At 33.4% G+C, this 26,224-nt stretch carries 19 protein-coding genes and 1 pseudogene; 7 read left to right on the plus strand and 13 right to left on the minus strand.

Annotation, left to right across the window (positions count from 1 at the left end):
• Nucleotides 1–80: 80 nt before the first annotated feature.
• Nucleotides 81–1,340: an NAD(P)/FAD-dependent oxidoreductase gene (locus tag ACZZZT_RS15430; protein WP_463461047.1), complete on the plus strand. Its 1,260-nt coding sequence runs from the start codon at nt 81–83 to the stop codon at nt 1,338–1,340.
• A gap of 150 nt (nt 1,341–1,490) precedes the next feature.
• On the opposite strand, the gene ACZZZT_RS15435 is transcribed toward ACZZZT_RS15430, so the two are convergent.
• On the minus strand, nt 1,491–2,720 hold the full coding sequence (locus ACZZZT_RS15435) for a multidrug effflux MFS transporter (protein ID WP_463461048.1): 1,230 nt from the start codon (nt 2,718–2,720) through the stop codon (nt 1,491–1,493).
• A 144-nt stretch (nt 2,721–2,864) separates the two neighbouring features.
• Here ACZZZT_RS15435 and ACZZZT_RS15440 point away from each other — a divergent pair, with 144 nt between their 5' ends.
• The 4 genes from ACZZZT_RS15440 to ACZZZT_RS15455 all read left to right on the plus strand — a co-directional run bounded on the left by ACZZZT_RS15440 (nt 2,865) and on the right by ACZZZT_RS15455 (nt 6,706).
• Nucleotides 2,865–3,284 carry a hypothetical protein gene (locus tag ACZZZT_RS15440; protein ID WP_073394192.1) on the plus strand — a complete coding sequence of 140 codons (420 nt, stop codon included), beginning with the start codon at nt 2,865–2,867 and terminating at the stop codon, nt 3,282–3,284.
• A gap of 89 nt (nt 3,285–3,373) precedes the next feature.
• Entirely contained in the window at nt 3,374–3,757 is a 384-nt protein-coding gene (locus tag ACZZZT_RS15445; RefSeq protein WP_463461049.1) for a hypothetical protein, read from the plus strand.
• 432 nt (nt 3,758–4,189) lie between these two features.
• The gene (locus ACZZZT_RS15450) at nt 4,190–6,106 is read left to right on the plus strand and encodes a DUF294 nucleotidyltransferase-like domain-containing protein (RefSeq protein WP_463461050.1); all 1,917 of its coding nucleotides are present in this window, start codon (nt 4,190–4,192) and stop codon (nt 6,104–6,106) included.
• Between the two features lie 3 nt (nt 6,107–6,109).
• A complete protein-coding gene (locus ACZZZT_RS15455; protein WP_042567001.1) occupies nt 6,110–6,706 on the plus strand; it encodes a 3'-5' exonuclease in 597 nt (198 codons plus the stop codon).
• Nucleotides 6,707–7,021: 315 nt separating this feature from the next.
• On the opposite strand, the gene acs is transcribed toward ACZZZT_RS15455, so the two are convergent.
• From acs to ACZZZT_RS15490, 7 genes and pseudogenes are all read right to left on the minus strand, one after another.
• Nucleotides 7,022–8,932, minus strand: a complete 1,911-nt coding sequence (acs, locus tag ACZZZT_RS15460) for an acetate--CoA ligase (RefSeq protein ID WP_042567002.1) — start codon at nt 8,930–8,932, stop codon at nt 7,022–7,024.
• A gap of 497 nt (nt 8,933–9,429) precedes the next feature.
• A pseudogene (ilvC, locus tag ACZZZT_RS15465) lies at nt 9,430–10,898 on the minus strand (ketol-acid reductoisomerase).
• A 40-nt stretch (nt 10,899–10,938) separates the two neighbouring features.
• Nucleotides 10,939–11,460, minus strand: a complete 522-nt coding sequence (gene ilvN / locus ACZZZT_RS15470; protein ID WP_463461051.1) for an acetolactate synthase small subunit — start codon at nt 11,458–11,460, stop codon at nt 10,939–10,941.
• Between the two features lie 85 nt (nt 11,461–11,545).
• Entirely contained in the window at nt 11,546–13,234 is a 1,689-nt protein-coding gene (ilvB, locus tag ACZZZT_RS15475; RefSeq protein WP_463461052.1) for a biosynthetic-type acetolactate synthase large subunit, read from the minus strand.
• Between the two features lie 154 nt (nt 13,235–13,388).
• Complete coding sequence (gene ilvD, locus ACZZZT_RS15480) at nt 13,389–15,062, minus strand: dihydroxy-acid dehydratase (protein WP_042567005.1); 1,674 nt, start codon at nt 15,060–15,062, stop codon at nt 13,389–13,391.
• A 266-nt stretch (nt 15,063–15,328) separates the two neighbouring features.
• Nucleotides 15,329–16,447: a 3-isopropylmalate dehydrogenase gene (leuB, locus tag ACZZZT_RS15485; RefSeq protein ID WP_073394189.1), complete on the minus strand. Its 1,119-nt coding sequence runs from the start codon at nt 16,445–16,447 to the stop codon at nt 15,329–15,331.
• A gap of 102 nt (nt 16,448–16,549) precedes the next feature.
• Nucleotides 16,550–17,725, minus strand: coding sequence for a 2-isopropylmalate synthase (locus ACZZZT_RS15490; RefSeq protein ID WP_463461053.1), 1,176 nt, complete (start codon nt 17,723–17,725; stop codon nt 16,550–16,552).
• Between the two features lie 155 nt (nt 17,726–17,880).
• On the opposite strand from ACZZZT_RS15490, the gene ACZZZT_RS15495 reads away from it, so the two are divergent.
• A complete protein-coding gene (locus ACZZZT_RS15495; protein WP_463461054.1) occupies nt 17,881–19,425 on the plus strand; it encodes a hypothetical protein in 1,545 nt (514 codons plus the stop codon).
• A 107-nt stretch (nt 19,426–19,532) separates the two neighbouring features.
• Here the strand turns inward: ACZZZT_RS15495 and ACZZZT_RS15500 are convergent, their stop codons facing one another.
• The 3 genes from ACZZZT_RS15500 to ACZZZT_RS15510 form a co-directional block, all read right to left on the minus strand.
• Nucleotides 19,533–19,715 carry a hypothetical protein gene (locus ACZZZT_RS15500; RefSeq protein WP_463461055.1) on the minus strand — a complete coding sequence of 61 codons (183 nt, stop codon included), beginning with the start codon at nt 19,713–19,715 and terminating at the stop codon, nt 19,533–19,535.
• Nucleotides 19,716–19,999: 284 nt separating this feature from the next.
• A complete protein-coding gene (locus tag ACZZZT_RS15505; RefSeq protein WP_463461056.1) occupies nt 20,000–21,655 on the minus strand; it encodes a M1 family metallopeptidase in 1,656 nt (551 codons plus the stop codon).
• A gap of 156 nt (nt 21,656–21,811) precedes the next feature.
• Nucleotides 21,812–23,467: a M1 family metallopeptidase gene (locus tag ACZZZT_RS15510; RefSeq protein ID WP_463461057.1), complete on the minus strand. Its 1,656-nt coding sequence runs from the start codon at nt 23,465–23,467 to the stop codon at nt 21,812–21,814.
• Between the two features lie 159 nt (nt 23,468–23,626).
• Between ACZZZT_RS15510 and ACZZZT_RS15515 the strand changes: the two genes are divergently transcribed.
• On the plus strand, nt 23,627–24,325 hold the full coding sequence (locus tag ACZZZT_RS15515) for a carbohydrate-binding family 9-like protein (protein ID WP_463461058.1): 699 nt from the start codon (nt 23,627–23,629) through the stop codon (nt 24,323–24,325).
• Between the two features lie 264 nt (nt 24,326–24,589).
• Here the strand turns inward: ACZZZT_RS15515 and hisIE are convergent, their stop codons facing one another.
• Nucleotides 24,590–25,189, minus strand: a complete 600-nt coding sequence (hisIE, locus tag ACZZZT_RS15520; protein WP_317043529.1) for a bifunctional phosphoribosyl-AMP cyclohydrolase/phosphoribosyl-ATP diphosphatase HisIE — start codon at nt 25,187–25,189, stop codon at nt 24,590–24,592.
• A 218-nt stretch (nt 25,190–25,407) separates the two neighbouring features.
• A complete protein-coding gene (gene hisF / locus ACZZZT_RS15525; RefSeq protein ID WP_463461059.1) occupies nt 25,408–26,163 on the minus strand; it encodes an imidazole glycerol phosphate synthase subunit HisF in 756 nt (251 codons plus the stop codon).
• Nucleotides 26,164–26,224: the final 61 nt, after the last annotated feature.

Here is a 26,224-nt window from a genome sequence, read left to right on the forward strand (position 1 = left end):
GGAATTATAATGTTAAATTTATAGAACTGCTATAAGCAGAAACAATTGTACTCATAAATCCTACTTAAATAAAAATACATATGAATATAGTCATAATAGGAGGCGGTTTTGCAGGCATAAATCTTGCAAAAGAACTTGTTAATCAGCCTGAAATACAAGTAACACTTGTAGATAAAAATAACTATAATTTTTTTCCACCCTTAATATATCAGGTTGCTACTGCTTTTTTAGAACCATCAAGTATTAGTTATCCTTTCAGAAAGTTTTTTGCCGGTAAAAAAAATCTACAATTTCGTTTGGGAGAACTGCTTTCTGTAGTTCCTGCCGAAAATAAAATAATTTTAAATAATGGCGAATTAACATACGATTATCTTGTTTTTGCCACAGGCGCTGAAACAAGTTATTTTGGTATGGAAAACGTGATGAAAAACGCCATTCCGATGAAAACCTTAAATGATGCCATCGAAATGCGAAATGCATTGCTTAAAAATCTTGAAAAAGCTGCTATTACCAAAGATATTCGCAAGCGTCGTAAATTATTGACAATTGTGGTTGCCGGAGGAGGACCAACAGGAGTAGAGGTTTCGGGAATGTTTGCCGAAATGCGAAAAAACATCCTGCTTAAGGAATACCCTGAATTAGAGACTTCTGCCAGTAATGTTTATTTAGTTGATGGAGGAGATGCTTTGTTGGCGCCAATGAGTAAAGATTCTCAAAAAGATACTCTTGAAGCACTTACAAAACTAGGCGTTGTAGTAAAACTAAACACCAGAGTTGTTGATTATGTGGATGATACGGTTCATTTTGAAAATGGAGACACCATCAAAACCAAGAATTTAATTTGGGCAGCGGGAGTTTCAGCTAAAATTTTTGAAGGAATTCCGAAAGAAAGTTATGGACGTGGTCGTCGTATGGCCACAGATCAGTACAATAAAGTGAACGGACTCGAAAATATTTATGCTATTGGTGATACCGCAATTTTGGCCGGAGATAAAAATTTTCCTGACGGACATCCACAAGTGGCGCAGGTTGCGATTCAGCAAGGTTTAAATTTAGCCAAGAATTTTAAAGCAACAGTTAAAAATAAACAGCTTAAACCGTTTGTTTACAATGATAAAGGCTCAATGGCAATTATTGGTAAAAACAAAGCCGTAGTAGATTTACCAAGTCCGAAATGGCATTTCAATGGATTTTTTGCCTGGGTTATTTGGTTGTTTATCCATTTAATTTCTTTGATAACGTACAGAAACAGAATTAATACATTTTGGAATTGGATGGTAGCTTATTTTGCAAGAGATCAATCTCTTAGAATGATTATCAGACCAGAGAAAAGACAATAAATTTGAATTAAATTCCAAATTTTTGAAATTCCAAATCCCAATAAAAAGGCCAGAATCTTAGATTCTGGCCTTTTTATTTAGTTTCAGTTTGTCATTTTTATCACACCTACAATTGGAATTTGGAATTTTAAAATTGGAATTTTAAAAAATTTAATGTCCAACAACAATATCATCGTCACCAGAAATTTCTACTTTTTCTTTTATAAAACGTTTTCCTATATTTAAAACGATAAAGGCTATAATTGTAGTGGCAGTCATGATAATAACCATTGGGGCAACAGAATTTTTTACAAAAACACCAACTGCAAAAGAAGCTAAAGCTCCCAATCCTAATTGAATAGCGCCCATTAAGGCCGAAGCACTTCCGGCATTTTTGGCAAATGGCGCCATTGTAAGTCCGGCAGTATTTGGGTTTGAAATTCCCAGACAACCCAAGAATAAAAATAACATTATACTAGTTTCATAAAGACCTAAAAGATTATTTAATGCCAGTATCAGGAAAACAATACTTATTACAGATTGAGCAATTAAAGCTCCAAAAATCATTTGCTCGCTCGAAAATCTCTTTAATAAAACAGAATTCAATTGACTTGAACCAATAAAACTTACTGACATAAAAGCAAAAATCCATCCGTATGTTTTAGCGTCCACATGATAAATATCCATAAAAATTATAGGAGAGGCCGCTACATAAGTAAATAAGCCCGAAAAAGCGATGGAACCTGTAAATGCATAAGTATAAAATTGCGGTTCTTTAAGCACTTTTAAAAAGTTATTTATAATTGGTTTAGGTTTTAATGAAATCGAAGTATCTGGTTTAAAACTATTTGGTAAACCAACTTGTGCAGCTATTAAAATAGCAATTCCCATACACATTAGGATAAAAAATACAGTATGCCAGCCATAATCTTCGGTAACATAACCTCCAATTGTTGGCGCTAACATCGGCGAAAGCCCGAGAACTAACATTAATAATGAAAAAACCTTTGGAATGTCTTTTACAGGAAACAAATCGCGCACCATAGCAACTGAAGCCACAGTTGCAGCACAACTACCAATTGCCTGAATAAAACGTAAAAATATAAAAGCATCAATATCTGTTACATAAACGCATCCTAAAGAAGCTATAATATAAACGAGTAAACCAATAAATAAAGGCTTTTTACGCCCAAAACGATCCAGTAATGGACCATAAAGCAATTGTCCGGCAGAAATTCCAATAAAATAACTGGATAAACTCATTGAAACTTTAGCTACAGTTGTATGTAAGTCTTTTGCAATACCTGAAAATCCAGGTAAATACATATCGATCGAAAAAGGACCAAGTGCAGTTAGAGAACCTAAAATCAGAATGAGCTTAATATATTTTTTTGTTGTCATTTTCTTAAAATGTTGCTTTTAATTTCGTGCAAAGATAAATATTTACTACCTTGTTATAGATATTAATTACTTTTTATGAAAAAAGTGGTTATTATGTAAGGTTTCAAAATTGTTTTGAAACAATAACTATTAAAAACTAAAATTATGAAAAAATTCTCCTTATTATTTGCTTTAATTTTTACAACAATGTCATTTGCACAATCTATTACAACAAAAATTGAAGATGCAAATCCAGCGCAGTATGCATTACTTGAACAAGTAAATAAATATTATCCTGATATCACTTTAAATAAATCAGTTACCAATTTTTATGCTGATGGAAAGATTATTGATACACAACAAGAATTCAATTTAACAACATCTAAATTTTCAAGCTACAGATTAGGAATTGAGCCAGATAATAAAAAATTATTATTTGAATACATTTCTGATGAAACTGGAAAAGTCTATGGTGATGTTCAAATTTTTAAAGGAAATGCTTTAAGAACAACTTTTTCTGAAAAAACGAATCAAATTGAAGTTTCTTTAAACGGAAAATCAGTTTATTTGAAAAAACTTAAATAAAATTTTTCTTCACAAGAATCTAAAGCATCCACAACCGTGGATGCTTTTTTTATATATTTGAAAATGATTATTCAAAAGTTTTTATTCTTATGAAAAAAATTATCCATTTTATATTATTTATTTCTTTTTCAGCATTTTCACAATCAAATCAATTCACCGGAACCTGGAGCACTGAAAATTGCAAAGACTGCAGCAAAAAATATATTTTTAAAATTAATCTGGCGCAATCTAATAACAAGATTTATGGAACTGCCGAAGTGATTAGTGATGATGCAAATTTGAGTAGCGGCGTTATGGAAGTTACCGGATATGTTTATGTGCTTGGGGAAAAAGCTCAAATTAGTATGAAAACTAAAAATGGTTCATCGGCCAGTGCAGTTCTTTTTGTGAGTGAAGAACGTATTCAATTCGAAAAAAGAGGCGGATCTGACTTAGTTCCAAAAGAATTGATTTTAAGCAAATTATACGATTAAAGGTTGTTATTACCTTAATTCTTTTTGACCTATAATTTATATTATGTAAAATAGACTTTTTCAAGAACCACTCCATATCAACTCATTATAGAAACTTCTTTTCATTAATAAAACTCTGCTTCTTGTAACTTCACAATAATGTAAGTTTTTAAAATTAGATTTAAAACAAATCAGAAATTACAAAAACCACTTCAAGGTTTTAAAACTTCAAAAATTACAATTTAAATTTTGGCACATTCTTTTCTTTTTAATTCTGCTCAAAAATCTCATTAAATTTTATCGATTAAAAACAAAAAATACCGTTTAAAACCCTTTAAATCAATAAAAATTAACATATTTTTAATATTTAATATATTCTAATCCAGATGCTTTCATTGTAAGGTTTTATTTTATTATTTTTACATTCGATACTTTAAAAAAATTATCAAACATATGAATACAATTGCTGAGCATATTGCAGATTTTTTAAAAGAATACCCGCCATTTAACAACTTAACTTTTCAGGAATTAGCTGATATTGCAAGTAATATTCGTGTTATCAATTTAGAGAAACACGCAGTATTGTTTGAAAATAACGATCCTCTGCATGATAGTTTTTATGTTGTGGCTTCGGGCGTTATAAATCTGACTACAATTGCAGATGCCGAGGAAACTATTATTAATAAATGTCATGAAGGAAATATTTTTGGATTACGTCCGTTTTTTGCCAAAAATAACTACATGATGACTGCAAAAGCACGTGAAGAAAGCATTATTTATGCTATTCCTATTGCGGTTTTCAGACCTTTTGTAGCCAATAATTCTGATGTTCTAAATTTTTTACTGGAAAATTTTGCTGTAAATTCCAGACATACAAAAGAAAGTTCGGGTTCTAACGGAAAAATGACTTCTGAAACTTCATTTTATGTTGATCAGCAATCAGAAATGCAATATTTGCAGACACTTACCTATAATAATTCGCCATTAAAAACAGAAGCAAACCGCATTGTAAAAGATGTGGCTATTTTAATGACAGAATCTATGGTAGATAATATTGTAGTTACTGAAAAAAATAACCCAATTGGTATTGTTACAGATGCCGATTTATCTTCGAAAATTGCTACAGGTCGCTATCCTATTACTGAAACCATCGACAAAATCATGTCGTCACCGGTTGTTACCGTTTTAGAGAACGTATCGCTTGCTGAGGCACAGCTGCTTATGCTAAAACACAATGTAACCCATTTATGTGTTACCAAAGATGGAACGAGTAAATCTGCCGTTAAGGGAATTATTTCTGAACATGATTTAATTGTAGCTCAGGCCAGTAATCCAGGGGTTTTGATTAAAGAAATCAAACGTTCGCAGCTTCCAAAAGATTTAAAACAAATTCGTGATCGTTTGTCTGATTTGATACAAAATTCGATTCAAAAAAATATTCCGCTTTCACATGTCAGCAATATTGCCAGTGAAATTAATTTGGCAATAATTAAACGTGCGGTAGAATTGTCTATTTTAGATTTAGGCTCACCTCCTGCTCGATTTGCGTGGTTAAGCATTGGTAGTCAAGGACGTAAAGAGCAACTTTTATTGACAGACCAGGATAGTATTCTAGTTTTTGAGGATGTTACGCCTGAGAAATACAGAGACGTAAAAGATTACTTTTTGAGGCTGGCAAAAAGAACAACTGCAATACTTGAAAAAGTAGGTTATGAACTTTGCCCTAACGGACATATGGGAAGCAATATGTTATGGTGTAAATCATTGACTGACTGGACAAAACAATACAACAGTTGGATGAATACTCCAGGTGAAAACAGTAATGACTTGAGTAGTATTTTCTTTGATTATGAGATCGTTTTTGGTGAACCAAAAATTGAAGAAGCAATTGAAGGTGTAATTTTCAAAAATGCAGTTAACAATACTTTATTCTTTGATTTCTTAGGAAATGATGCTTTAAAAAGAAATTCTCCTTTGAGTTTCTTCAAAAAATTTATTGTTGAAGAAGAAGGTCCGCAAAAAGGGAAATTTGACATTAAAACCCGTGCTTTAATGCCTTTGATTGATGGTGCGCGTTTATTGATTTTAAATTCTAACATAAAAGGAATTCAAAATACTTATTTAAGATTCAAGCAATTAGCAATCACAGATTCTAAAAATGCAGAAATATATTTAAGCTGTGCCGAAGCTTTTCTAACTTTATCAAAATTTAGAACTGTTGAAGGATTAAAAAATGATGATTCCGGGCAATATATCAATATAAAAGAAATATCAAAAACAGATAGAGAGAAATTAAAAAATGCTCTAACACCAATGAAAGATCTTGAAGAATTAATCAAGAGCAAATTTCAACTTACGCAATTTTCATAAAGTATGTTAGACTGGATTAAAAATATTAATAAAGAATATCCTGATTTCTGGAAGGATTATTTAACCAAATTCGAAACAAAGCCTAACCGTTTTGTAGTTTTATCTACTGAAACCTCAGGTTTAAATCCGAATAAGGATGTAATTCTGTCTTTGGGAGCTTTTGCAGTTGTTGACGACGGTGTTGTCATCAAGGACAGTTTTGAATCTGTTTTGCTGCAATATAAATTCCTGCATGATAATGGGCTTTCTAATGAGTTTATTATTGACAGTAAAATGATAAAAATGGAAGAGCCTGCTGCTCTCGAAGCTTTTATTAATTTTATAGGCAATGCTGTTTTAGTTGGCCATCATATTAATTTTGATATCGAAATGCTTAACAGCGCTCTTGAACGTTTGGATTGTGGAAGATTAAAAAATGAAGCACTAGATGTTGATATGATGTATCGTAAATTAACAGACATTAATGACAAACAATTTTCTTTAGACGATTTAGGAGAAATTTTTAAAATTCCGAAAAGCGACAGAAATTCTTCTTCTGAAGATGCTTATCGAATTGCACTTTTGTTTTTGAAGCTGAAATCTCGATTGGGAATTAAGTAGTTTTTTTACTTGGTGCTTTTGTCATTTCGAGGAACGAGAAATCACATTAGAAATTCGACAAAGATTGGCGCTTTTAGAAACGGAATAAATCATGTGATTTCTCGTTCCTCGAAATGACAAACTAAATAGAAATACTTTGCGGGGACTTCTCCGAAGCCTAGGGATCGCTAAGTCTGACAAAAAAATACACAGAAACGCTTTGGTGCTAAATCTTTGTCAAAGCTTAAAACTTTGACAAAGATGACCAAGAAAGACTTATAACAAAAATGCCTCTTAAATTTAAGAGGCATTTTTTATTTTATAATAAGATCAGAATTAAGAAATTCTTTCTTTTGAAATTTCTTCTACAATTTCAGGATTCAATAATGTTGAAGTATCTCCGAAATTAGAGAAATCTCCTTCTGCAATTTTACGTAAAATTCTACGCATAATTTTTCCTGAACGTGTTTTTGGTAAACCAGAAACAAACTGAATTTTATCTAGTTTTGCAATTGGTCCAATATGGTCTGAAATATATTGGTTGATTTCTCTAGACAGATTCTCTTTATTTCTAACTTCTCCTGTTTCTTTCAAAATTACATAACCGTATAATGCGTTTCCTTTTATATCGTGAGGGAAACCAACAATTGCAGATTCTGCAACTGCAGGATGCTCGTTGATTGCATCTTCGATAGGAGCTGTTCCTAAATTATGACCTGAAACAATTACAACATCATCAACTCTACCAGTGATTCTGTAGTATCCAACTTCGTCTCTTAAAGCTCCGTCTCCTGTAAAATATTTTCCAGGGAAAGAAGAGAAATAAGTGTCTTTGTAACGCTGGTGATCTCCCCAGATTGTTCTGGCGATTCCCGGCCACGGAAATTTAATACATAAACTACCAACAACTTGATTTCCTTCAATTTCGTTGCGCTTTTCATCCATCAAAACTGGCTGAATTCCCGGTAATGGCAAAGTTGCGTATGTTGGTTTTGTTGGTGTTACAAAAGCAATCGGAGAAATCATGATTCCACCGGTTTCAGTTTGCCACCAGGTATCAACCACCGGACATCTTTTATCTCCAACGTGGTCATTGAACCAGTGCCAGGCTTCTTCGTTGATTGGCTCTCCAACAGATCCAATAACTTTAAGTGATTTTAGAGGATATTTTTGAATATAATCTAAGCTTTCTTTTGCTAATGAACGGATTGCAGTTGGCGCTGTATAGAATTGTGTGATTTTATGTTTTTCGATAATATCCCAAAAACGGCTGAAATCAGGATAAGATGGCACACCTTCAAAAATTACGGTTGTTCCTCCGTTTAATAAAGGTCCGTACAAAATGTATGAGTGACCTGTAATCCATCCAATATCTGCAGTACACCAGAAAATATCATTTTCTTCGTGGCTAAATACGTTTTTAAAGGTATAAGCTGTATAAACCATATAACCAGCTGTAGTATGAACCATCCCTTTTGGTTTTCCTGTAGATCCTGAAGTATACAAAATAAATAAAGGATCTTCGGCATCCATAATTTCTGCAACACTATTATCAATAGCTGCATCCAATAATGGCTGTAACCACACGTCACGACCGTCTTTCATTTTAACTTCGGTCTGAGTTCTTTTTACAACCAAAACTTTTTCAACCGTAGGACAAGTATCTAATGCTTCATCTACAATTCCTTTAAGATCAATTGTTTTGTTTCCTCTGTATCCACCGTCAGAAGTAATTACCATTTTACATTCACAATCGTTAATTCTTGCTGTAACAGCAGATGCAGAAAAACCTGCAAAAATAACAGAGTGAATTGCCCCAATTCTGGCACAAGCCAATACGGCAACTGCCAATTCAGGAATCATTGGTAAATAAATACAAACGCGATCTCCTTTACGAACACCTTGCTCGCGCAAAACATTCGCCATTCTTGATACTCTTTCGTATAATTCGTTATACGTTATATGTAAAGCAGTTTCTGAGGGATCATTTGGTTCAAATATAATTGCCGTTTTTTCACCTCTTTTGCTTAAATGTCTGTCAATACAGTTTTTGGTAATGTTAACTTTAGCTTCAGTAAACCACTTTACTTCGGCTTCGGCCATATTAAAATCTACTACTTTATCCCATTGTTGGTACCAGGTAAAATTTTCTTCAGCTATTTTTCCCCAAAACTTCCTCGGCTCCCTTATTGACTTATTGTAATGTTTAAAATATTGTTCTAAATTTTCAATTTTATAATAACTCATATGTTTTTGGAATTTTTTTATAAATGTATTAAATATCGACGTATTCTTAAAATTATTTAATTCATAAATTTTATCAATTAAAAACACATATTAAAAAAAAAATAGAGCTTTTTTATGTGTTTAATATAAAAATATGTGTTTTGAACTAAAAATGCATTTTACAAAAAAGGCACGATAAATAAATATCATGCCTTTTGATTTTAACAATTTCAATAACAATTAATTTTGTAATTCTGTATTACAATACTCTGCTTCATTTTGAAAATAGCAGCAGCTTTATTAATTAAAACAGAAATTTCAACAAGCATATTTAGTTTTAAACATGCCCCTTCATTTAGGGATTAGCCTCACTTAACTTTCTCACCGAAGTTAAGTGAATGCAATATGCATCTATATCTAATTTTCTTTAATAAGTGCTTACTAATTCAAAATATTACATAAAATAATGATACAGTGCAAATCCCATCACATTCGACTGTGTGGTAATTCCCAATTTATTATCCAATTTTTTTCATTGCTGTCATAGATTCTCTCAACCATGCTCCTACTTCTTCGATAGGGTGTTGGCGGATTTCTTTGTTTACAGCAATTAAAATAGCATTATCTACTCCGTTTGAAGTCGAAAATGGTTTTCCAATTATGTTTGTTTCAACATTTTTCATGTATTCAGCCAATAACGGTTTACAAGCGTGATCGAACAAATAACATCCGTACTCAGCTGTATCCGAAATAACGCGATTCATTTCAAACAATTTCTTTCTTGCAATTGTGTTAGCAATCAAAGGCAATTCGTGTAATGATTCATAATAAGCTGATTCTTCAATAATTCCAGCTTCAGTCATTGTTTCAAAAGCCAATTCAACTCCGGCTTTTACCATTGCAATCATTAAAACTCCATTGTCAAAATATTCTTGTTCAGATATTTGAGCATCAGTTGGAGGTGTTTTTTCGAAGTTAGTTTCTCCGGTTGCAGCTCTCCATGTCAATAAATTTTTATCGTCATTTGCCCAGTCAATCATCATTGTTCTAGAGAATTCTCCAGAAATGATATCGTCCTGGTGTTTTTGAAATAACGGACGCATAATGTCTTTTAATTCCTCAGCAATTTCGTAAGCTTCAATTTTTGCAGGATTAGACAAACGATCCATCATATTTGTAATACCACCATGTTTTAAAGCTTCTGTGATAGTTTCCCATCCGTATTGAATTAATTTTGAAGCATATCCAGGTTCAATTCCTTTTTCTACCATTTTATCAAAACATAAAATAGATCCAGTTTGCAACAATCCGCAAAGGATAGTTTGCTCACCCATTAAATCTGATTTTACTTCTGCTACGAAAGATGATTTTAAAACTCCGGCTTTGTGACCTCCAGTTGCAACAGCATATGCTTTTGCCTGATCTAAACCAGCACCATTTGGATCATTTTCAGGGTGAACTGCAATTAAAGTTGGTACACCAAATCCTCTTTTGTATTCTTCACGAACTTCAGAACCAGGACATTTAGGAGCACACATAATTACAGTAATATCTTTACGAATCTGCATTCCTTCTTCAACAATATTAAATCCGTGAGAATAAGCTAAAGTTGAACCTTGTTTCATTAATGGCATAATTGCAGTAACAACTGCAGTATGTTGTTTATCAGGAGTTAAGTTACAAACTAAATCAGCAGTTGGAATTAATTCTTCATAAGTACCTACTTTAAATCCGTTTTCTGTAGCGTTTTTGTAAGATGCTCTTTTTCAGCAATTGCATCTGCACGTAATGCATATGAAATATCCAAACCAGAGTCTCTCATGTTCAATCCCTGGTTCAAACCTTGTGCACCACAACCTACAATAACAACTTTTTTTCCGGCTAATGCAGCAATTCCGTCTGCAAATTCTGATTGCTCCATAAATTCGCAAACGCCTAATTGTTCTAATTGTAATCTAAGTGGTAGTGTGTTGAAATAATTTGCCATTTTCTTTTAAATATTTAATAAGTGTAATTTATAATTGATACTATTTTAGGGCTTCTAATAATGTTGAAATTTCCATTTTTTCTTTTGAAACAGATATTCTTCCCGAACGCACAAATTGCATAATTCCGTAAGGTTTGAATTTAGCGTACAATTCTTCAATTTCAGAACGTCTTCCGGATTTTGAAATCACGAAGAAATCTCGCGAAACCGTTACAATTGTAGACTGACTGTCTTTAATTATATTCTGAATCTGTTTCTCATCAAACAACAAACTTGAAGCGATTTTAAATAAAGCATTTTCTAAATAAATAGTCTCTTCATCTGTATGATAAAATGCTTTTATAACCTCAATTTGTTTTTCAATTTGCCCAACAATATTCTGAACCCATTTTTCTGTTGTATTTACTACAATGATAAATCGTGAAACATTCTCTATTTCTGATTCTGAAACGTTTAGACTTAATATATTAATGTGACGCTTTAAGAATATTCCTGATATTCTATTCAACAAACCCACATTATTTTCTGAATATACCGATATGGTAAATGTTTTATCTTCCATGTTGTTTTTTAGTTTTTTTGTTTCAGGTTTCAGGTTTCAAGTTCTACAACCTGAAACAAAAAAAACCTGAAACCTGAAACTTTTCCTAGCTTAATCTAATTTCTGAAACACAAGCTCCTGTTGGAATCATTGGGAAAACATTGTTTTCTTTTTCCACCATAATTTCAAGGAAATAAGAATCTTTTGATGCCAGCATTTCTGCAACGGCTGCGTCAAGATCTTCTCTTTGGGTTACTTTTTTAGATTTGATATAATATCCTTCAGCAATAGCAACAAAATTTGGATTAATCATATTTGTTGATGCATATCGGTTATCAAAAAACAATTCCTGCCATTGACGTACCATTCCTAAAAACTCGTTGTTTAGAACCACAATTTTTACCGGAACTTTAGTCTGAAAAATGGTTCCTAGCTCCTGAATTGTCATCTGAAACCCTCCATCACCAATGATTGCCACAACTTCACGATCTGGTCTTCCCATTTTGGCTCCAATTGCAGCCGGAAGTGCAAATCCCATTGTTCCTAATCCACCTGAAGTAATATTACTTTTAGTAGTATTGAATTTAGCATAACGACAGGCAAACATCTGGTGCTGACCAACATCTGAAACGATAATTGCGTCACCTTTTGAGTGTTTATTGATCATTTCCATGGCTTCTCCCATAGAAATTCCTTTGTTATTCGTTGGATTTAATTCTTCGTTTATAACCGTTTCTACTTCTATTTTATGTAATTCCTTAAATTCATTATGCCACAAATCATGTGATTTGGCATCAATTAAAGGCAATAAAGCATTTAAAGCTTCTTTTACATCTCCTAAAACAGCAACTTCTGTTTTTACATTTTTATCTACTTCTGCAGGATCAATTTCAAAGTGAATTACCTTGGCCTGTTTTGCATATGTTTTTAAATTTCCGGTTACACGATCGTCAAAACGCATTCCCAAAGCGATTAAAACATCACATTCGTTAGTCAATAAATTTGGACCGTAATTTCCGTGCATTCCCAACATTCCTACGTTTAAAGGATGATCTGTTGGCAAAGCCGAAAGTCCTAAAATTGTCCATCCTGCCGGAATTCCTGATTTCTCAATAAAAGCTTTTAATTGTTCTTCGGCCTGACCCAAAATAATTCCCTGACCAAAAACAATAAAAGGTTTTTTTGCGCTATTGATTATGGCTGCAGCTTCGGCAACTTTATCTAATTTCAATTTCGGAACCGGAATATAGCTTCTGATTGAAGTACATTTTTCGTAACTAAATTCAAACTCATCAAACTGAGCATTTTTAGTAATATCAATCAATACAGGCCCCGGACGTCCAGAACGTGCTATGTAAAATGCTTTTGCAATGATTTCCGGAATTTCTGAAGCTTCCGTAATTTGGTAATTCCATTTTGTTACCGGAGTTGAAATTCCGATAATATCCGTTTCCTGAAAAGCATCAGAACCCAATAAATGTTTCCCCACCTGACCTGTAATACAAACCATTGGTGTAGAATCGATTTGCGCATCTGCAATTCCGGTTACTAAATTTGTAGCTCCCGGACCAGAAGTTGCAATTGCTACTCCTACTTTTCCTGTAGCCCTTGCAAATCCCTGAGCTGCGTGTGTTGCGCCTTGTTCGTGACGAACCAATACGTGGTGTAATTGGTCCTGAAATTTATATAATTCGTCGTAAACCGGCATGATTGCTCCTCCCGGATATCCATAAACCAAGTCTACTCCTTCTGCTAATAAACATCTTATAACGGCTTCTGCCCCTGATATTTTCATAGTATATTTTGTTTTATCAATGTCAAAAATTAATTTCAAAATTCAATGGCAATGGCAAAATTCAATTTTAATTATAAATTTTAAATTGATTTTTGATTTATTGCTATTTGATTTTTGATATTGTAATTGTCATTGATTTGATATTGTTATTTAATTAATTATCGGTAACGCAACCTGTTGAAGCGCTTGAAACCGATCTGGCATATTTAAGTAAAACTCCTTTTGTAACTTTTAACGGCGGTTGTACCCAAGCCGCTTTTCTCGCTGCAAATTCTTCGTCAGATATTTTCAGGTCGATAGTATTTTTTACTGCATCGATCGCGATCAAATCACCATCTTTTACAAGTGCAATACCACCACCATCAAAAGCTTCTGGTGTAACGTGTCCTACGACAAAGCCATGTGAACCTCCAGAGAACCTGCCGTCTGTAATAAGAGCGCAGCTGCTTCCTAATCCGGCACCAATAATTGCCGATGTTGGTTTTAGCATCTCAGGCATCCCCGGACCACCTTTTGGTCCACAATACCTGATGACGACTACATTACCCGGTTTTATTTTTCCGGCTTGTAAACCTGGAATTACTTCAAATTCTCCTTCAAAAACTACAGCCGGACCTTCAAAATATTCTCCTTCTTTTCCGCTGATTTTTGCTACAGCACCTTCAGAAGCAAGATTTCCGTATAAAATCTGAATATTTCCTGTTGGCTTTAATGCTTTTTGAATTTCGTGAATTACTTCTTGTCCGTCTTGTAAATCCGGAGTTGAAGCTAAATTTTCAGCAACTGTTTTTCCGGTTACTGTTAAACAATCTCCATGAATAAGTCCTACTTTCAATAAATATTTCATTACAGAAGGAATTCCTCCAACCTCATGAATATCTTCCATCATATATTTACCACTTGGTTTCATATCAGCCAGAACTGGTGTTCTGTCGTTAATTGCCTGAAAATCATCCAAAGTAATTTTGATATCAACCGCGTGAGCCATTGCAATTAAGTGCATAACCGCGTTTGTAGAACCTCCTAAAACCGCTACAATTGTAATAGCATTTTCAAAAGCTTTACGGGTCATGATATCTCTTGGCTTAATATCTTTTTCTAACAAAATTTTGATTGCTTCTCCTGCAGCCAGACATTCGTCTCTTTTTTCCTGACTCAAAGCAGGGTTTGAAGAACTGTATGGCAAACTCATTCCTAATGCTTCAATTGCAGAAGACATTGTATTTGCTGTGTACATTCCGCCACAAGCACCAGCTCCGGGACATGCATTTTGAATAACTCCTTTAAAATCTTCAGGAGTAATTTCGTTCTTAACTCTTTTTCCTAATGCCTCAAAAGCAGATACAATATTCAAAGATTCACCCTTCCATTTTCCAGAGTGAATTGATCCTCCGTAAACCATCATCGCCGGGCGGTTTAATCTTCCCATTGCGATTAAGGCTCCGGGCATATTTTTATCACAACCCGGAATTGCAATTACACCATCGTACCATTGTGCTCCCACAACAGTTTCAATAGAATCTGCAATAACATCACGAGAAACCAATGAATAACGCATTCCTTCGGTACCGTTTGAAATTCCGTCACTTACACCAATGGTATTAAAAATAAGTCCGACCAGATCTGCATCCCAGACACCTTTTTTGACATCTTTTGCCAAATCATTCAGGTGCATGTTACAAGTATTTCCATCGTAGCCCATGCTAACAATACCAACTTGTGCTTTTTTCAAATCTTCTTCAGTTAAACCAATCCCGTACAACATAGCTTGCGCTGCAGGTTGTGTTTGATCTTGAGTGATGGTTTTGCTGTACTTATTTAATTCCATTATTGTATTATTTTTTTAATTTTTATTCAAAAAAAAACCTTCCAGTATTTGGAAGGTTTCTAATATAGTTTTTCAATTATATTTATACCATTCCCGATGCAGATGTGCTAAACACATTGACAACAATGACAGAAGTAATAATAATTGAGATTTGCATCATTTATTTTTTAGTGTTACAAAAGTATGAAAACTTTAAGAACTAAAAAAATAAAATCTCAACATTTACAGTACTTCTTGTTATTTATTTCAATTTTTTAATAAAAAAACTAAACAATTGTTGATTGTCCGATATGAACGTTGTCATTTCTAAAATATAACAGATCATCCTTGCTGAAAATAAAATTAGAAACAAACTCCCCTACTTCATTTGTACCGAATTTTGAATCTGGTTTTAAATCAACAGTAACTACTTTATATTCAATTGCTTTTTCAATAGCTTTGTAAATCACATTTGCTTCTTTAAATAATCCGAAATGCTCTAACAACATTGCTGCAGATAAAATAGAAGCAATTGGATTGGCAATATTTTTTCCTTTTGCCTGAGGATAAGAACCGTGAATTGGCTCAAACAAAGCATTTTTTTCTCCTAAAGATGCCGAAGCCAATAAACCGATAGAACCTGTAATAACGCTGGCTTCATCTGATAAAATATCTCCAAATAAATTCTCTGTCAAAATCACATCAAATTGTCTCGGATTTAAAATAATCTGCATTGCTGCGTTATCCACAAATAAAAAGTCTAAAGCAACATCCGGATAATTTTCGCTCACTTTTTGAACTACTTTTCTCCATAATCTTGAGGTTTCCAAAACATTCGCTTTGTCTACCATTGTCAGCTTTTTGCGTCGGTTTTGTGCCGATTTAAAAGCTAAATGTGCAATTCTCGTGATTTCTTCTTCTGAATATTCACATAAATCCGAAGCGTGTGTTCCTTCTTCATTTAATGTTTTTGCTCCAAAATAAGCACCGCCTGTTAATTCTCTGAAAATAGTAAAATCAGCTCCTTCGATAATTTCTCTTTTTAAAGGAGAAGCATCAAGTAATGATTTATAAGGTTTTATAGGACGAATGTTGGCAAACAAACCCAGTTCTTTACGAAGCTTTAATAATCCCTGCTCCGGACGCACTTTTGCATTTGGATTATTGTCATACTTAGGATCGCCAATAGCGCCAAATAAAACAGCATCAGTATTTAAACAAAGATTTAGCGTTTGCTCCGGCAACGGATTTCCTGTTTTATCAATTGCGATTGCTCCCATGAGCGCTTCTTCAAAAACAAATTCATGATTGTACACTTCACCAATAGCGTATAAAGCTTTTTTGGCTTGTAAAATTACTTCCGGTCCAATTCCGTCTCCAGGTAAAACAGCTATTTTCAAATTCATAACGTCTCGTTCTTTATGTATTTAAATCTTTTTTTTGTCTTTGTTCTTTCGTCTTTCTTCTATTCTCTTTCTTCTATATTCTATATTCTATATTCTTCCCAACTAGCTTCTAACTAATTCGTCCTGAATTTTAGCAGCTTCGATAATCTGATGAATATCAGCATCAACAACTTCTTTTTTGATATCGGCAAATTTCAAAAACTCGATGTATACAATGTCTAATTGTACTTTTGTAAGCTCGTAACCTACTTTTTTAGCACGGTAAGCCAAAGCAGCTCTTCCGCTTCTTGCTGTAAGGATAATTGATGATTCATTTACACCCACATCAAGCGGATCCATGATTTCGTAAGTTGCTCTGTTTTTGATAACACCATCCTGATGAATTCCTGAACTGTGCGCAAAAGCGTTTGCACCAACAATTGCTTTGTTTGGCTGAACAATCATTCCCATACTTTCAGAAACCAAACGACTCATTTCGTTCAATTCTCTTGTATTGATGTTTGTGTCTAAATTAAGGTAGGGATGCTGTTTGAAAATCATTACCACTTCTTCAAGTGCTGTGTTTCCGGCTCTTTCACCAATACCATTAATAGTACATTCTATTTGTCTAGCTCCATTTATCGCACCTGCAATAGAGTTTGCAGTTGCCATTCCTAAATCATTATGACAGTGACATGAAAGGATTACGTTTTCGATTCCTTTTACGTTTTCTTTTAAATATTTAATCTTTGCTCCGTATTCTTCAGGTAAGCAATATCCTGTGGTATCAGGGATATTTAATACGGTTGCACCCGATTTAATTACTTCTTCACAAACCTTTGCAAGGAAAGCATTGTCGGTTCTTCCGGCATCTTCTGCATAAAACTCAACATCTTCTACATAAGATTTTGCGTGTGCTACAGCATATTTTGCTCTTGCAATAATATCTTCTGGTGTGGTATTTAATTTGTGGAGTATATGAGATTGCGATGTTCCGATTCCAGTGTGGATTCTAGGTCTTTTAGCATGCTTTAAAGCTGCTGCAGCAACATCAATGTCGTTTTTTACGGCTCTTGTTAGTCCGCAGACGGTTGCATTTTCTACAATTTTACAAATCTCAGAGACCGATAAAAAATCGCCCGGACTTGACACAGGAAAACCCGCTTCGATAACGTCAACTCCCATTTTGTCAAGTCGTTCTGCGATAACTAATTTTTGTTTAGTATCTAACTTACATCCTGGAACTTGTTCACCATCGCGCAAAGTGGTGTCAAAAATTTGAACTTTCTCTCTATTCATATTCATTTATTTAATGTAATTTCACATCTTGATAACAAATATATATTGTACTTCTACAGTACGAAATTCATTTTAATGAAATTATACTGTTTATAACACAATTTATAACGTATTAAATAACTAAAAACCAATAAGTTACACTATTATATTTTACAATGGCTAACCATCAAAAAGATTTCTTATTTGTATTAATAAAATCGCTTTCGAAATCTGAAAAAAGACAGTTTAAAATTTTTGCAAGCCGATTAGAAACAAGTTCGAACACCAAATTCATCGAATTATTCAACATTTTAGATAAATCTGAAACCTACGATGAAAAGCTTATTTTAAAAAGCGGAATCATCAAAAAAGTACAGCTATCTAACTTAAAATCATATTTGTACAAACAAATTTTAGTGAGTATTCGACTCAATATTCCCAGCCAGAATATTCGCTATCAATTACGTGAACAAATAGATTTTGCCGTTATTCTTTATAATAAAGGATTATACAAACAGAGTTTGAAAATCCTGGATAAAACAAAAATCGTTGCGCTTGAAAATGATGAAAAATATATGGCGTATGAAATTGTTGAGTTCGAAAAACTAATAGAATCCCAATATATTACACGAAGTATTCAGGGCCGCGCCGATGAATTGGTTGTTCAGGCAAAAGAATTGAATTACAGAAATACAATCTCCAGCAAATTATCAAATTTATCACTGCAATTGTACGGAATCATGCTAAAAACAGGTTACGTAAAAAGCGATGAAGAGTATAAATATATTGACGATTATTTTAATAAACATATTGCAAAACTAGACGAAAGCAAATTTGGTTTCCGCGAGAAATACTGGTATTACAATGCAAATCTTTGGCGCAGTTTTCTGGTTCAGGATTTTCTGGCGAGTTACAAATACGCTTATAAATGGGTTACCTTGTTTTATGATAATCCGAATATGATTTATCAAAATCCGGTGTTTTTTCTAAAAGGGAATCATTACTTTTTAGAGTCTTTATATATGTTGAAATACAAATCGAATTTCAAGAAATATTTGACTCTTATGGAGGAAACCATTGAGGATCCTAAATTTCCTGTAAATGACAACATTGCATCGCTATCATTTTTATATATCTACAATAACAAACTCAATTTACATATTCTCGAAGGTACTTTTGCCGAAAGCGAATATTTGATTCCGGAGATATTAGACAAATTAAAAATTCACAGCGAACATCTGGATGAACATCACGAAATGTTGTTTTTCTATAAAATTGCTTCTATTTATTTTGGAAACGAGAAATACACAGAATGCATTTATTATTTAGATAAAATTATCAATAACAAAAACTTAACCATGCGAGAAGACTTAATGTGTTTCGCCAGACTTTTGTCATTGATCGCACATTATGAATTAGGAAAAGATTATTATTTAGAAAATAATATTAAAAACACCTATAAGTTTCTAATAAAAATGAACGACTTACATGAAGTTCAAAAAGAGATTATTAAATTCCTGAGAAGTTTGAATAACCTTTATCCTGCAGATATTAAAAAGGAATTCAAAAAAATGCACACCCGTTTTGTAGAACTTGAAAAAAACACTTACGAAAAGAGAGCTTTCCTTTATTTAGACATTATTTCCTGGCTGGAAAGCAAAATCGAGAATAGAAAAATTGCTGATATTATTAAGGAAAAGGCGAAGTTGAATAGCCGTTAATCTGTAAAATTCCAAATTTTTATCCCGAAGCTTCGGGACCAAATTCCAACGCATATGAGAAACCCGACAGGTTTTAAAAACCTGTCGGGTTTAACTTTTAAGGCGTTTTATCTACAATAACAACAAACCGTTGTTCCCGGCTGACAAACATCTCCTCTACCCGGCGTATTCGAAATAACCCCTCCAGCTTCGCCGCATAATATGACGCATAAGGGAATACCTCCTGAAATAGATTTTTGAGCATTTTTACTTAAAATTTCAATGTTTTTTAGGTTTTTTAAACTTTTCATGATTTGTTTGATTTGATTTTGTTTCCTACTCTTAAGCTTTTCGGATTACGCTTTATTTATTCATTTTCAGATTAATAGAATCTAAAGTAGAAAAATAAAACGGTAATATTCGTACAAATAATACAATTAACACAAAGAAGAAATCTTAATAAAAATTCCAATATTTAAATCTCAAATTCCAAATGGTTTGCGCAAAGGTCTTTGCGTAAAATTATCACAATAAAAAATCCCAAACTCCATCAATTGGAATTTGGGATTTTGAAATATTGGAATTTTAAAAAAGTTTATTCAACAATATTAGAACTCGTCACATAAAAATCTTTATCAACTTCTAAAGTTCTGTTTTCATTAGTAGTTTTCTCAGATTGCCATTCTGTTGTTGGTTTCAACCATGTTTCTACACCGTTAATTTTCACTTTTACCGGCATATCAAACTTCGAAACACAATTTGTCCAATGATAACCTAATGTTCCATTTTTAAAAATATATTCAAAAACCGGAATTTGAGTTGTAGTCAAATATTGAGCAAAAACTCTGTTGAAATTAATTCCTGATTGTGTATTGATATAATCTTCAATTTGTTTAGAAGTTACCGTTTGATGATAAAACGTACTGTTTAAACCTCTCAAAATCGATTTCCATTTTGCATCATCATTTATAATCTGACGAATCGTGTGCAGCATATTTGCACCTTTTGGATACATATCTCCCGATCCTTCATTATTTACATCATAATGTCCGATAATTGGCGTGTCATTATGAATGTTTTTTCTACAGCCTCTTACGTATTCGGCTCCGGCTTCTTTACCATAATAATATTCCACAAAAAGACTTTCAGAATAGTTGGTAAAACTCTCGTGAATCCACATATCAGCAATGTCTTTATACGTAATATTGTTCGCAAACCATTCGTGACCAGATTCATGAATAATGATAAAATCAAATTTTAATCCCCAGCCCGTTCCGCTTAAATCACGGCCTAAATAACCATTTTTATATTCATTTCCGTAAGTTACACTGCTTTGGTGCTCCATACCCAAATATGGTGCCTCAACCAATTTGTAACTGTCTTCGTAAAACGGATAAGGTCCAAACCAGTTTTCAAACGCTTTTAGCATTCTTGGTGCATCTTTAAATTGTTCTTTGGCTACAGCCAAATTATCACGCAAAACGTAATAACTGCAATCTAAATCACCTTTTTCGCCTTTATATTTCTCAGAAAAATTAACGTAATCACCAATATTAATGTTTACACCATAGTTATTAATTGGGTTCGAAACATACCAATTGAAGGTTTTAGTGCCGTCTTTTTGTTTTTTAACGCTTTGTAACCTTCCATTAGAAACATCCGTTAAATCTCCCGGAACATTCACGCTAATCAGCATATTTTCTACTTCATCATACATATGATCTTTGTTTGGCCACCAAATACTTGCGCCTAAACCCTGACAAGATGAAGCGATAAAATCTTTTCCGTTTTTATCTTTTTTCCATGTAATTCCTCCGTCCCATGGTGGTTTAATGGCTTCTTTAGGTTTTCCGCCAAATGAAATTACGATTTCTTTCGTTTCACCTACTTTTTGAGCAGCTGCTAAATCTATAAAAAAAGCATTTCCGTCTCTTTTAAACTTCAATTCTTTTCCGTCTTGTGTTACTTTGTAAATTTGCATTGGCTCCTGCAAATCGATCTGCATTTTATTATACGAAGTCAAAACAGTATAACGAACGGTATTTGAACCTGTAATCGTTTTTTCAGAAGGATTTACCTTAACATCAAGATGATAGTATTTTAAATCCCACCAGGCTCTTTCTTTTGTAATGCTTCCGCGAAGTGTATCCTGATGTGTAAAAACCGTTTCAGACTTGTTTAAAAGTCCTTGGGCATTTGTAGTAAAACAAACCAAAAAGGCAATAAAAAAGCCTCCAAAGTAATTTTTCATAATGGTAGAAATTGAAATAATAACGTATTTATAGAACTTAATCTTCACAAAAGTAAACATTCGAATTAAGTTTTCTCAAATTTTATGATTTAGGGATAAAAAAGAAACCCAACAAATATTAAACTTGTTGGGTTTCTTTCTAAATATATTAGAAATCTAATTTGTAATATTAAATTCTGTGATATAAAAGTTTTTATCAACAATTAGAGTTGGTTTATCTCCTTTTACATCTTCCATTTTCCAGTCTGGTGTAGGTTTAAGCCAGGTTTCAACACCGTTTAAAGTTACTTTTAATGGCAAATCAAAGTTTTCGACACAATTTATCCAGTGATAAACTAATTTTTCATTCTTAAAATAATATTCAAAAGTAGGCACATTTGGCGTTCTTAAATATTGATTAAAGACATTACTAAAATCAATTCCTACTTGCGTACTTATGTAATCTTCAATTTGTTTTGTAGTAACTGTTTGGTGGTAAAATGTACTATTCAAGCCTCTTAAAATTGATTTCCATTTTGCATCATCATTTATTACCTGACGTATTGTATGAATCATATTGGCTCCTTTCGGGTACATATCTCCAGATCCTTCAACATTAACATCGTAATAACCAATAATTGGTTTTTTATTGGTAATCATTTTTCGAATTCCTCTTATATATTCATTCGCAGCTTCTTTTCCATAATAATATTCCACAAAAAGCGCTTCAGAATAAGTTGTAAAACTTTCATGAATCCACATATCAGCAATGTCTTTATACGTAATATTATTGGCAAACCATTCGTGACCAGATTCATGAATGATAATATAATCATACTTCAATCCCCAACCGCTCCCACTCATATCGTTGCCATTATATCCCTTTGTATAGTTATTTCCATACGTCACGCTACTTTGGTGCTCCATTCCTAAATACGGCGCTTCTACCAACTTGTAACTGTCTTCGTAAAACGGATAAGGTCCGAACCAGTTTTCAAACGCTTTTAGCATTCTTGGTGCATCCTTAAAATGTTCTTTGGCTTTAGCCAAATTATCACGTAAAACATAATAACTGCAATCTAAATCGCCTTTTTCTCCTTTATATTTTTCAGAGAAATTTACGTAATCTCCAATATTAATATTAACTCCATAATTGTTTATCGGGTTCGAAACATACCAGTTAAAGGTCTTAGTTCCATCTTTTTGCTTTTTCACACTTTGCAATCTGCCGTTAGAAACATCCGTTAAATCTCCCGGAACATTTACGCTAATCAGCATATTTTCCACTTCATCATACATATGATCTTTGCACGGCCACCAAACACTGGCGCCTAATCCCTGACAAGTTGAAGCAATAAAATCTTTTCCGTTTTTATCTTTTTTCCAGGTAAGTCCTCCATCCCACGGCGGGCGAACGGCTTCTTTTGGTTTTCCTCCGTAAAATATTATAATCTCTTTTGTTTCTCCTATTTTTTGATTTTCAATTAAATTGATAAAAAATGCATTTCCATTTCTTTCAAATTTTAATTCTTTTCCATTTTGAAGCACTTTATAAATTTGCATTGGTTCCTGCAAATCAATCTGCATCGTATTATTTTCTGTTAAAACAGTATAACGAACCGTGTTAGATCCTGTAATGGTTTTCTCAGACGGATTTACTTTAATATCAAGATGATAGTATTTCAAATCCCACCAGGCTCTTTCTTTTGTGATGCTTCCGCGAAGTGTATCCTGATGTGTAAAAGCAATTCCGGACTTTTTTAAAAGTCCTTGAGCATTGGCAGAAAAACCAATCAAAAAAGCGATAAAAACGCCAACGAAGTATTTTTTCATTATTGATGAATTTGGGATAAATAAGCTGTTAAACTGAATTTAGTCTTCAACAAAAATAAACATTCGAATCAATTTTTTAATAATTTTGCATTTTATCTTCAGAAAACTTAATATTAAAATTTACTTGTTTTTTGGTCCACTAAAATATTTACACGCCTTATGAAAATTCAAAAAATTGTCACTTTTTTATTTTTAATGTTTTCTTTGATAAACTATGCGCAAACCATTCCGATTTATAAAACGAATGAAAAAATAATGATCGATGGTGACTTATCAGACTGGAAAAAACCTTTTTTAGGTCCGTTTGTAATTCACAATTCGGGAGAAAAAGCTACTCAAAATACATTTGTTTCACTTTCGTGGAATGACAAAAACCTTTATATCGCCTATCGTACTGAAGATTCTACAATAATTGGAAGTTCACAAAAGAAAGATTCTAAAATATATGAAACGGATGATTTGGTAGAAATTTTTCTGGATCCTGACGGAAACGGGCAAAATTATCTTGAAATTGGCGTAAATGCTTTTTCTGCAAATTACGATATGCTAATCAATTGCCCATCATCAAATTGTGGTGGCTGGAAAGCATCAATGGCTTTTGATATTTCAGAAATGGAAGCCGTAAGTAAAACAACTCCCGAAGGTTTTTGTACTGAAATTAAAATTCCTTTTTCGAGTTTAGAAAAGATAAAAAATGGCAATTTTACCCAACCAAAAGTCGGCACAAAATGGAATGGAAATGCTTTTAGAATTGATTACGGTAACACAACAGAATATCTTGCATTACAATATTATAAGAGTTTAAAATTTGGTTTTCATCAACCGCAGGAATTTGCAGTTTTTGAGTTTGTGGAATAGCGATTAATGGGACGCGGATGACGCGGATTCGCTAAAGCGAAAACGCAGATTAACACGGGTTTTTCTTTTTATTATTGTCAGACTGAGCGGAGTCGAAGTCCCGCAAAGTTATTCAGCAAACGGACTTCGACTTTTCGCTCAGTCTGATACTCAACTTCGCTACCAATGACAATTAAAATAAAAAATCCGTATGAATCTGCGTTTTCGCTTTAGCAAATCCGTGTAATCTGCGTACCATGACAAAGATTAATTACTTTCTTTAAACTACTTCTGACGTTTCTTCAAAACATCCACAACATCATTCAATTGAAAACCTTTGGCTTGCAATAAAATCAAATAGTGAAACAATAAATCAGCACTTTCGCTAAGAAATAAATCGTCGTTATCATCTTTGGCTTCAATCACAACTTCTACCGCTTCCTCACCCACTTTTTGAGCAATTTTATTGATCCCTTTTTCGAATAAGGAAGCCACATAACTTTTCTCAGAATCAGCGTTTTCTCTTCTAATTTTGATCGTGTTTTCAAGATCAGAAATAAAACCATAGTTTTCTTTGTTTTCTTCTTGCCAGCAAGTATCTGCGCCTGTGTGACAGGTTGGACCAACAGGTTTTGCCTGAATTAAAAGTGTGTCGCCGTCACAATCATTTTTGATGCTTACCAAATTCAAAAAGTTGCCACTCTCCTCGCCTTTTGTCCAAAGTCTTTGCTTAGATCGGCTAAAGAAAGTTACTTTTTGTGTTTCAATTGTTTTTTGAAGCGATTCTTCGTTCATATAACCCAGCATCAAAACATTCTTTGTTTCAGAATCCTGAATAATTGCCGGAATCAATCCGTGTGAGCTTTTTATATCTATGTTCATAATTATTTTAGATTTTAGAGTTCAGATTTTAGATTTCTACACTCTATGATTATTTCTTTTAGAATTCGACTTTCGGCTTTAAATCTCCCAGCTAAATTCTTTATTCTATTCTATTCTATTCTATTCTATTCTATTCTCTTTATTCTATTCTCTTTATTCTATTCTCTTTATTCTATTCTCTTGGTTCTATTCTCTTGGTTCTATCTTCTTACTTCTATTTTCTAAAGTCTAACCTCAATATCATTCTTCCTCAATTCTTCTTTCAACGCCTTAATTTCAATCTCCTTAAAGTGAAAAACACTCGCCGCCAAAGCCGCATCTGCTTTTCCTTCTTTAAAAGAATCAACAAAATGCTGAATATTTCCCGCTCCGCCAGAAGCAATAATCGGGATATTAATTAAAGTTGATAATTTAGCCAAAGCTTCGTTTGCAAAACCGTTTTTAGTGCCGTCATTATCCATCGAAGTGAATAAAATTTCACCTGCACCACGTTCTGCCACTTCTACAGCCCAATCGAATAGATTTAATTCAGTTGGAACTTTTCCGCCAACCAAATGCACAATCCATTGTCCGTCAATTTGTTTGGCGTCTATGGCGACAACAACGCATTGGCTTCCGAATTTCTGGGCTAAATCATTAATCAATTGCGGATTTTTTACTGCCGATGAATTAATAGAGACTTTATCAGCGCCATTATTCAGAAGGATCTCAACATCTTCAACAGATGAAATTCCACCGCCAACCGTAAACGGAATATTGATTTTTTCTGCAACGCTTCGCACCATATTCACCAGCGTTTTTCGGCGTTCTTCCGTTGCAGAAATATCCAGAAAAACCAATTCATCTGCGCCTTCAGCCGAATAAATTTCTGCCAGTTCTACAGGATCTCCCGCATCACGCAAGTCAACGAAATTAACGCCTTTTACTGTTCTTCCGTTTTTTATATCCAAACAAGGAATGATTCTTTTTGCTAACATTTTTTTAGTTGTTTCACAGAGATTCACGAAGACTTCGCAGAGTTGCACAAAGATTTTTAGC

Source organism: Flavobacterium sp. AC274, assembly GCF_979258275.1.

Bases quoted from the DNA above. Each gene is read 5' to 3' on its own strand.
- hisF (WP_463461059.1), bottom strand. From the start codon at position 26,163: ATGTTAGCAAAAAGAATCATTCCTTGTTTGGATATAAAAAACGGAAGA.
- ACZZZT_RS15515 (WP_463461058.1), top strand. From the start codon at position 23,627: ATGAAAATTCAAAAAATTGTCACTTTTTTATTTTTAATGTTTTCTTTG.
- acs (WP_042567002.1), bottom strand. From the start codon at position 8,932: ATGAGTTATTATAAAATTGAAAATTTAGAACAATATTTTAAACATTAC.
- ilvD (WP_042567005.1), bottom strand. From the start codon at position 15,062: ATGGAATTAAATAAGTACAGCAAAACCATCACTCAAGATCAAACACAA.
- ACZZZT_RS15435 (WP_463461048.1), bottom strand. From the start codon at position 2,720: ATGACAACAAAAAAATATATTAAGCTCATTCTGATTTTAGGTTCTCTA.
- ACZZZT_RS15450 (WP_463461050.1), top strand. From the start codon at position 4,190: ATGAATACAATTGCTGAGCATATTGCAGATTTTTTAAAAGAATACCCG.
- ilvN (WP_463461051.1), bottom strand. From the start codon at position 11,460: ATGGAAGATAAAACATTTACCATATCGGTATATTCAGAAAATAATGTG.
- ACZZZT_RS15490 (WP_463461053.1), bottom strand. From the start codon at position 17,725: ATGAATAGAGAGAAAGTTCAAATTTTTGACACCACTTTGCGCGATGGT.
- ACZZZT_RS15430 (WP_463461047.1), top strand. From the start codon at position 81: ATGAATATAGTCATAATAGGAGGCGGTTTTGCAGGCATAAATCTTGCA.
- ACZZZT_RS15455 (WP_042567001.1), top strand. From the start codon at position 6,110: ATGTTAGACTGGATTAAAAATATTAATAAAGAATATCCTGATTTCTGG.
- ACZZZT_RS15500 (WP_463461055.1), bottom strand. From the start codon at position 19,715: ATGAAAAGTTTAAAAAACCTAAAAAACATTGAAATTTTAAGTAAAAAT.
- ACZZZT_RS15445 (WP_463461049.1), top strand. From the start codon at position 3,374: ATGAAAAAAATTATCCATTTTATATTATTTATTTCTTTTTCAGCATTT.
- ACZZZT_RS15440 (WP_073394192.1), top strand. From the start codon at position 2,865: ATGAAAAAATTCTCCTTATTATTTGCTTTAATTTTTACAACAATGTCA.
- ilvB (WP_463461052.1), bottom strand. From the start codon at position 13,234: ATGAAAATATCAGGGGCAGAAGCCGTTATAAGATGTTTATTAGCAGAA.
- ACZZZT_RS15495 (WP_463461054.1), top strand. From the start codon at position 17,881: ATGGCTAACCATCAAAAAGATTTCTTATTTGTATTAATAAAATCGCTT.
- ACZZZT_RS15510 (WP_463461057.1), bottom strand. From the start codon at position 23,467: ATGAAAAAATACTTCGTTGGCGTTTTTATCGCTTTTTTGATTGGTTTT.
- leuB (WP_073394189.1), bottom strand. From the start codon at position 16,447: ATGAATTTGAAAATAGCTGTTTTACCTGGAGACGGAATTGGACCGGAA.
- ACZZZT_RS15505 (WP_463461056.1), bottom strand. From the start codon at position 21,655: ATGAAAAATTACTTTGGAGGCTTTTTTATTGCCTTTTTGGTTTGTTTT.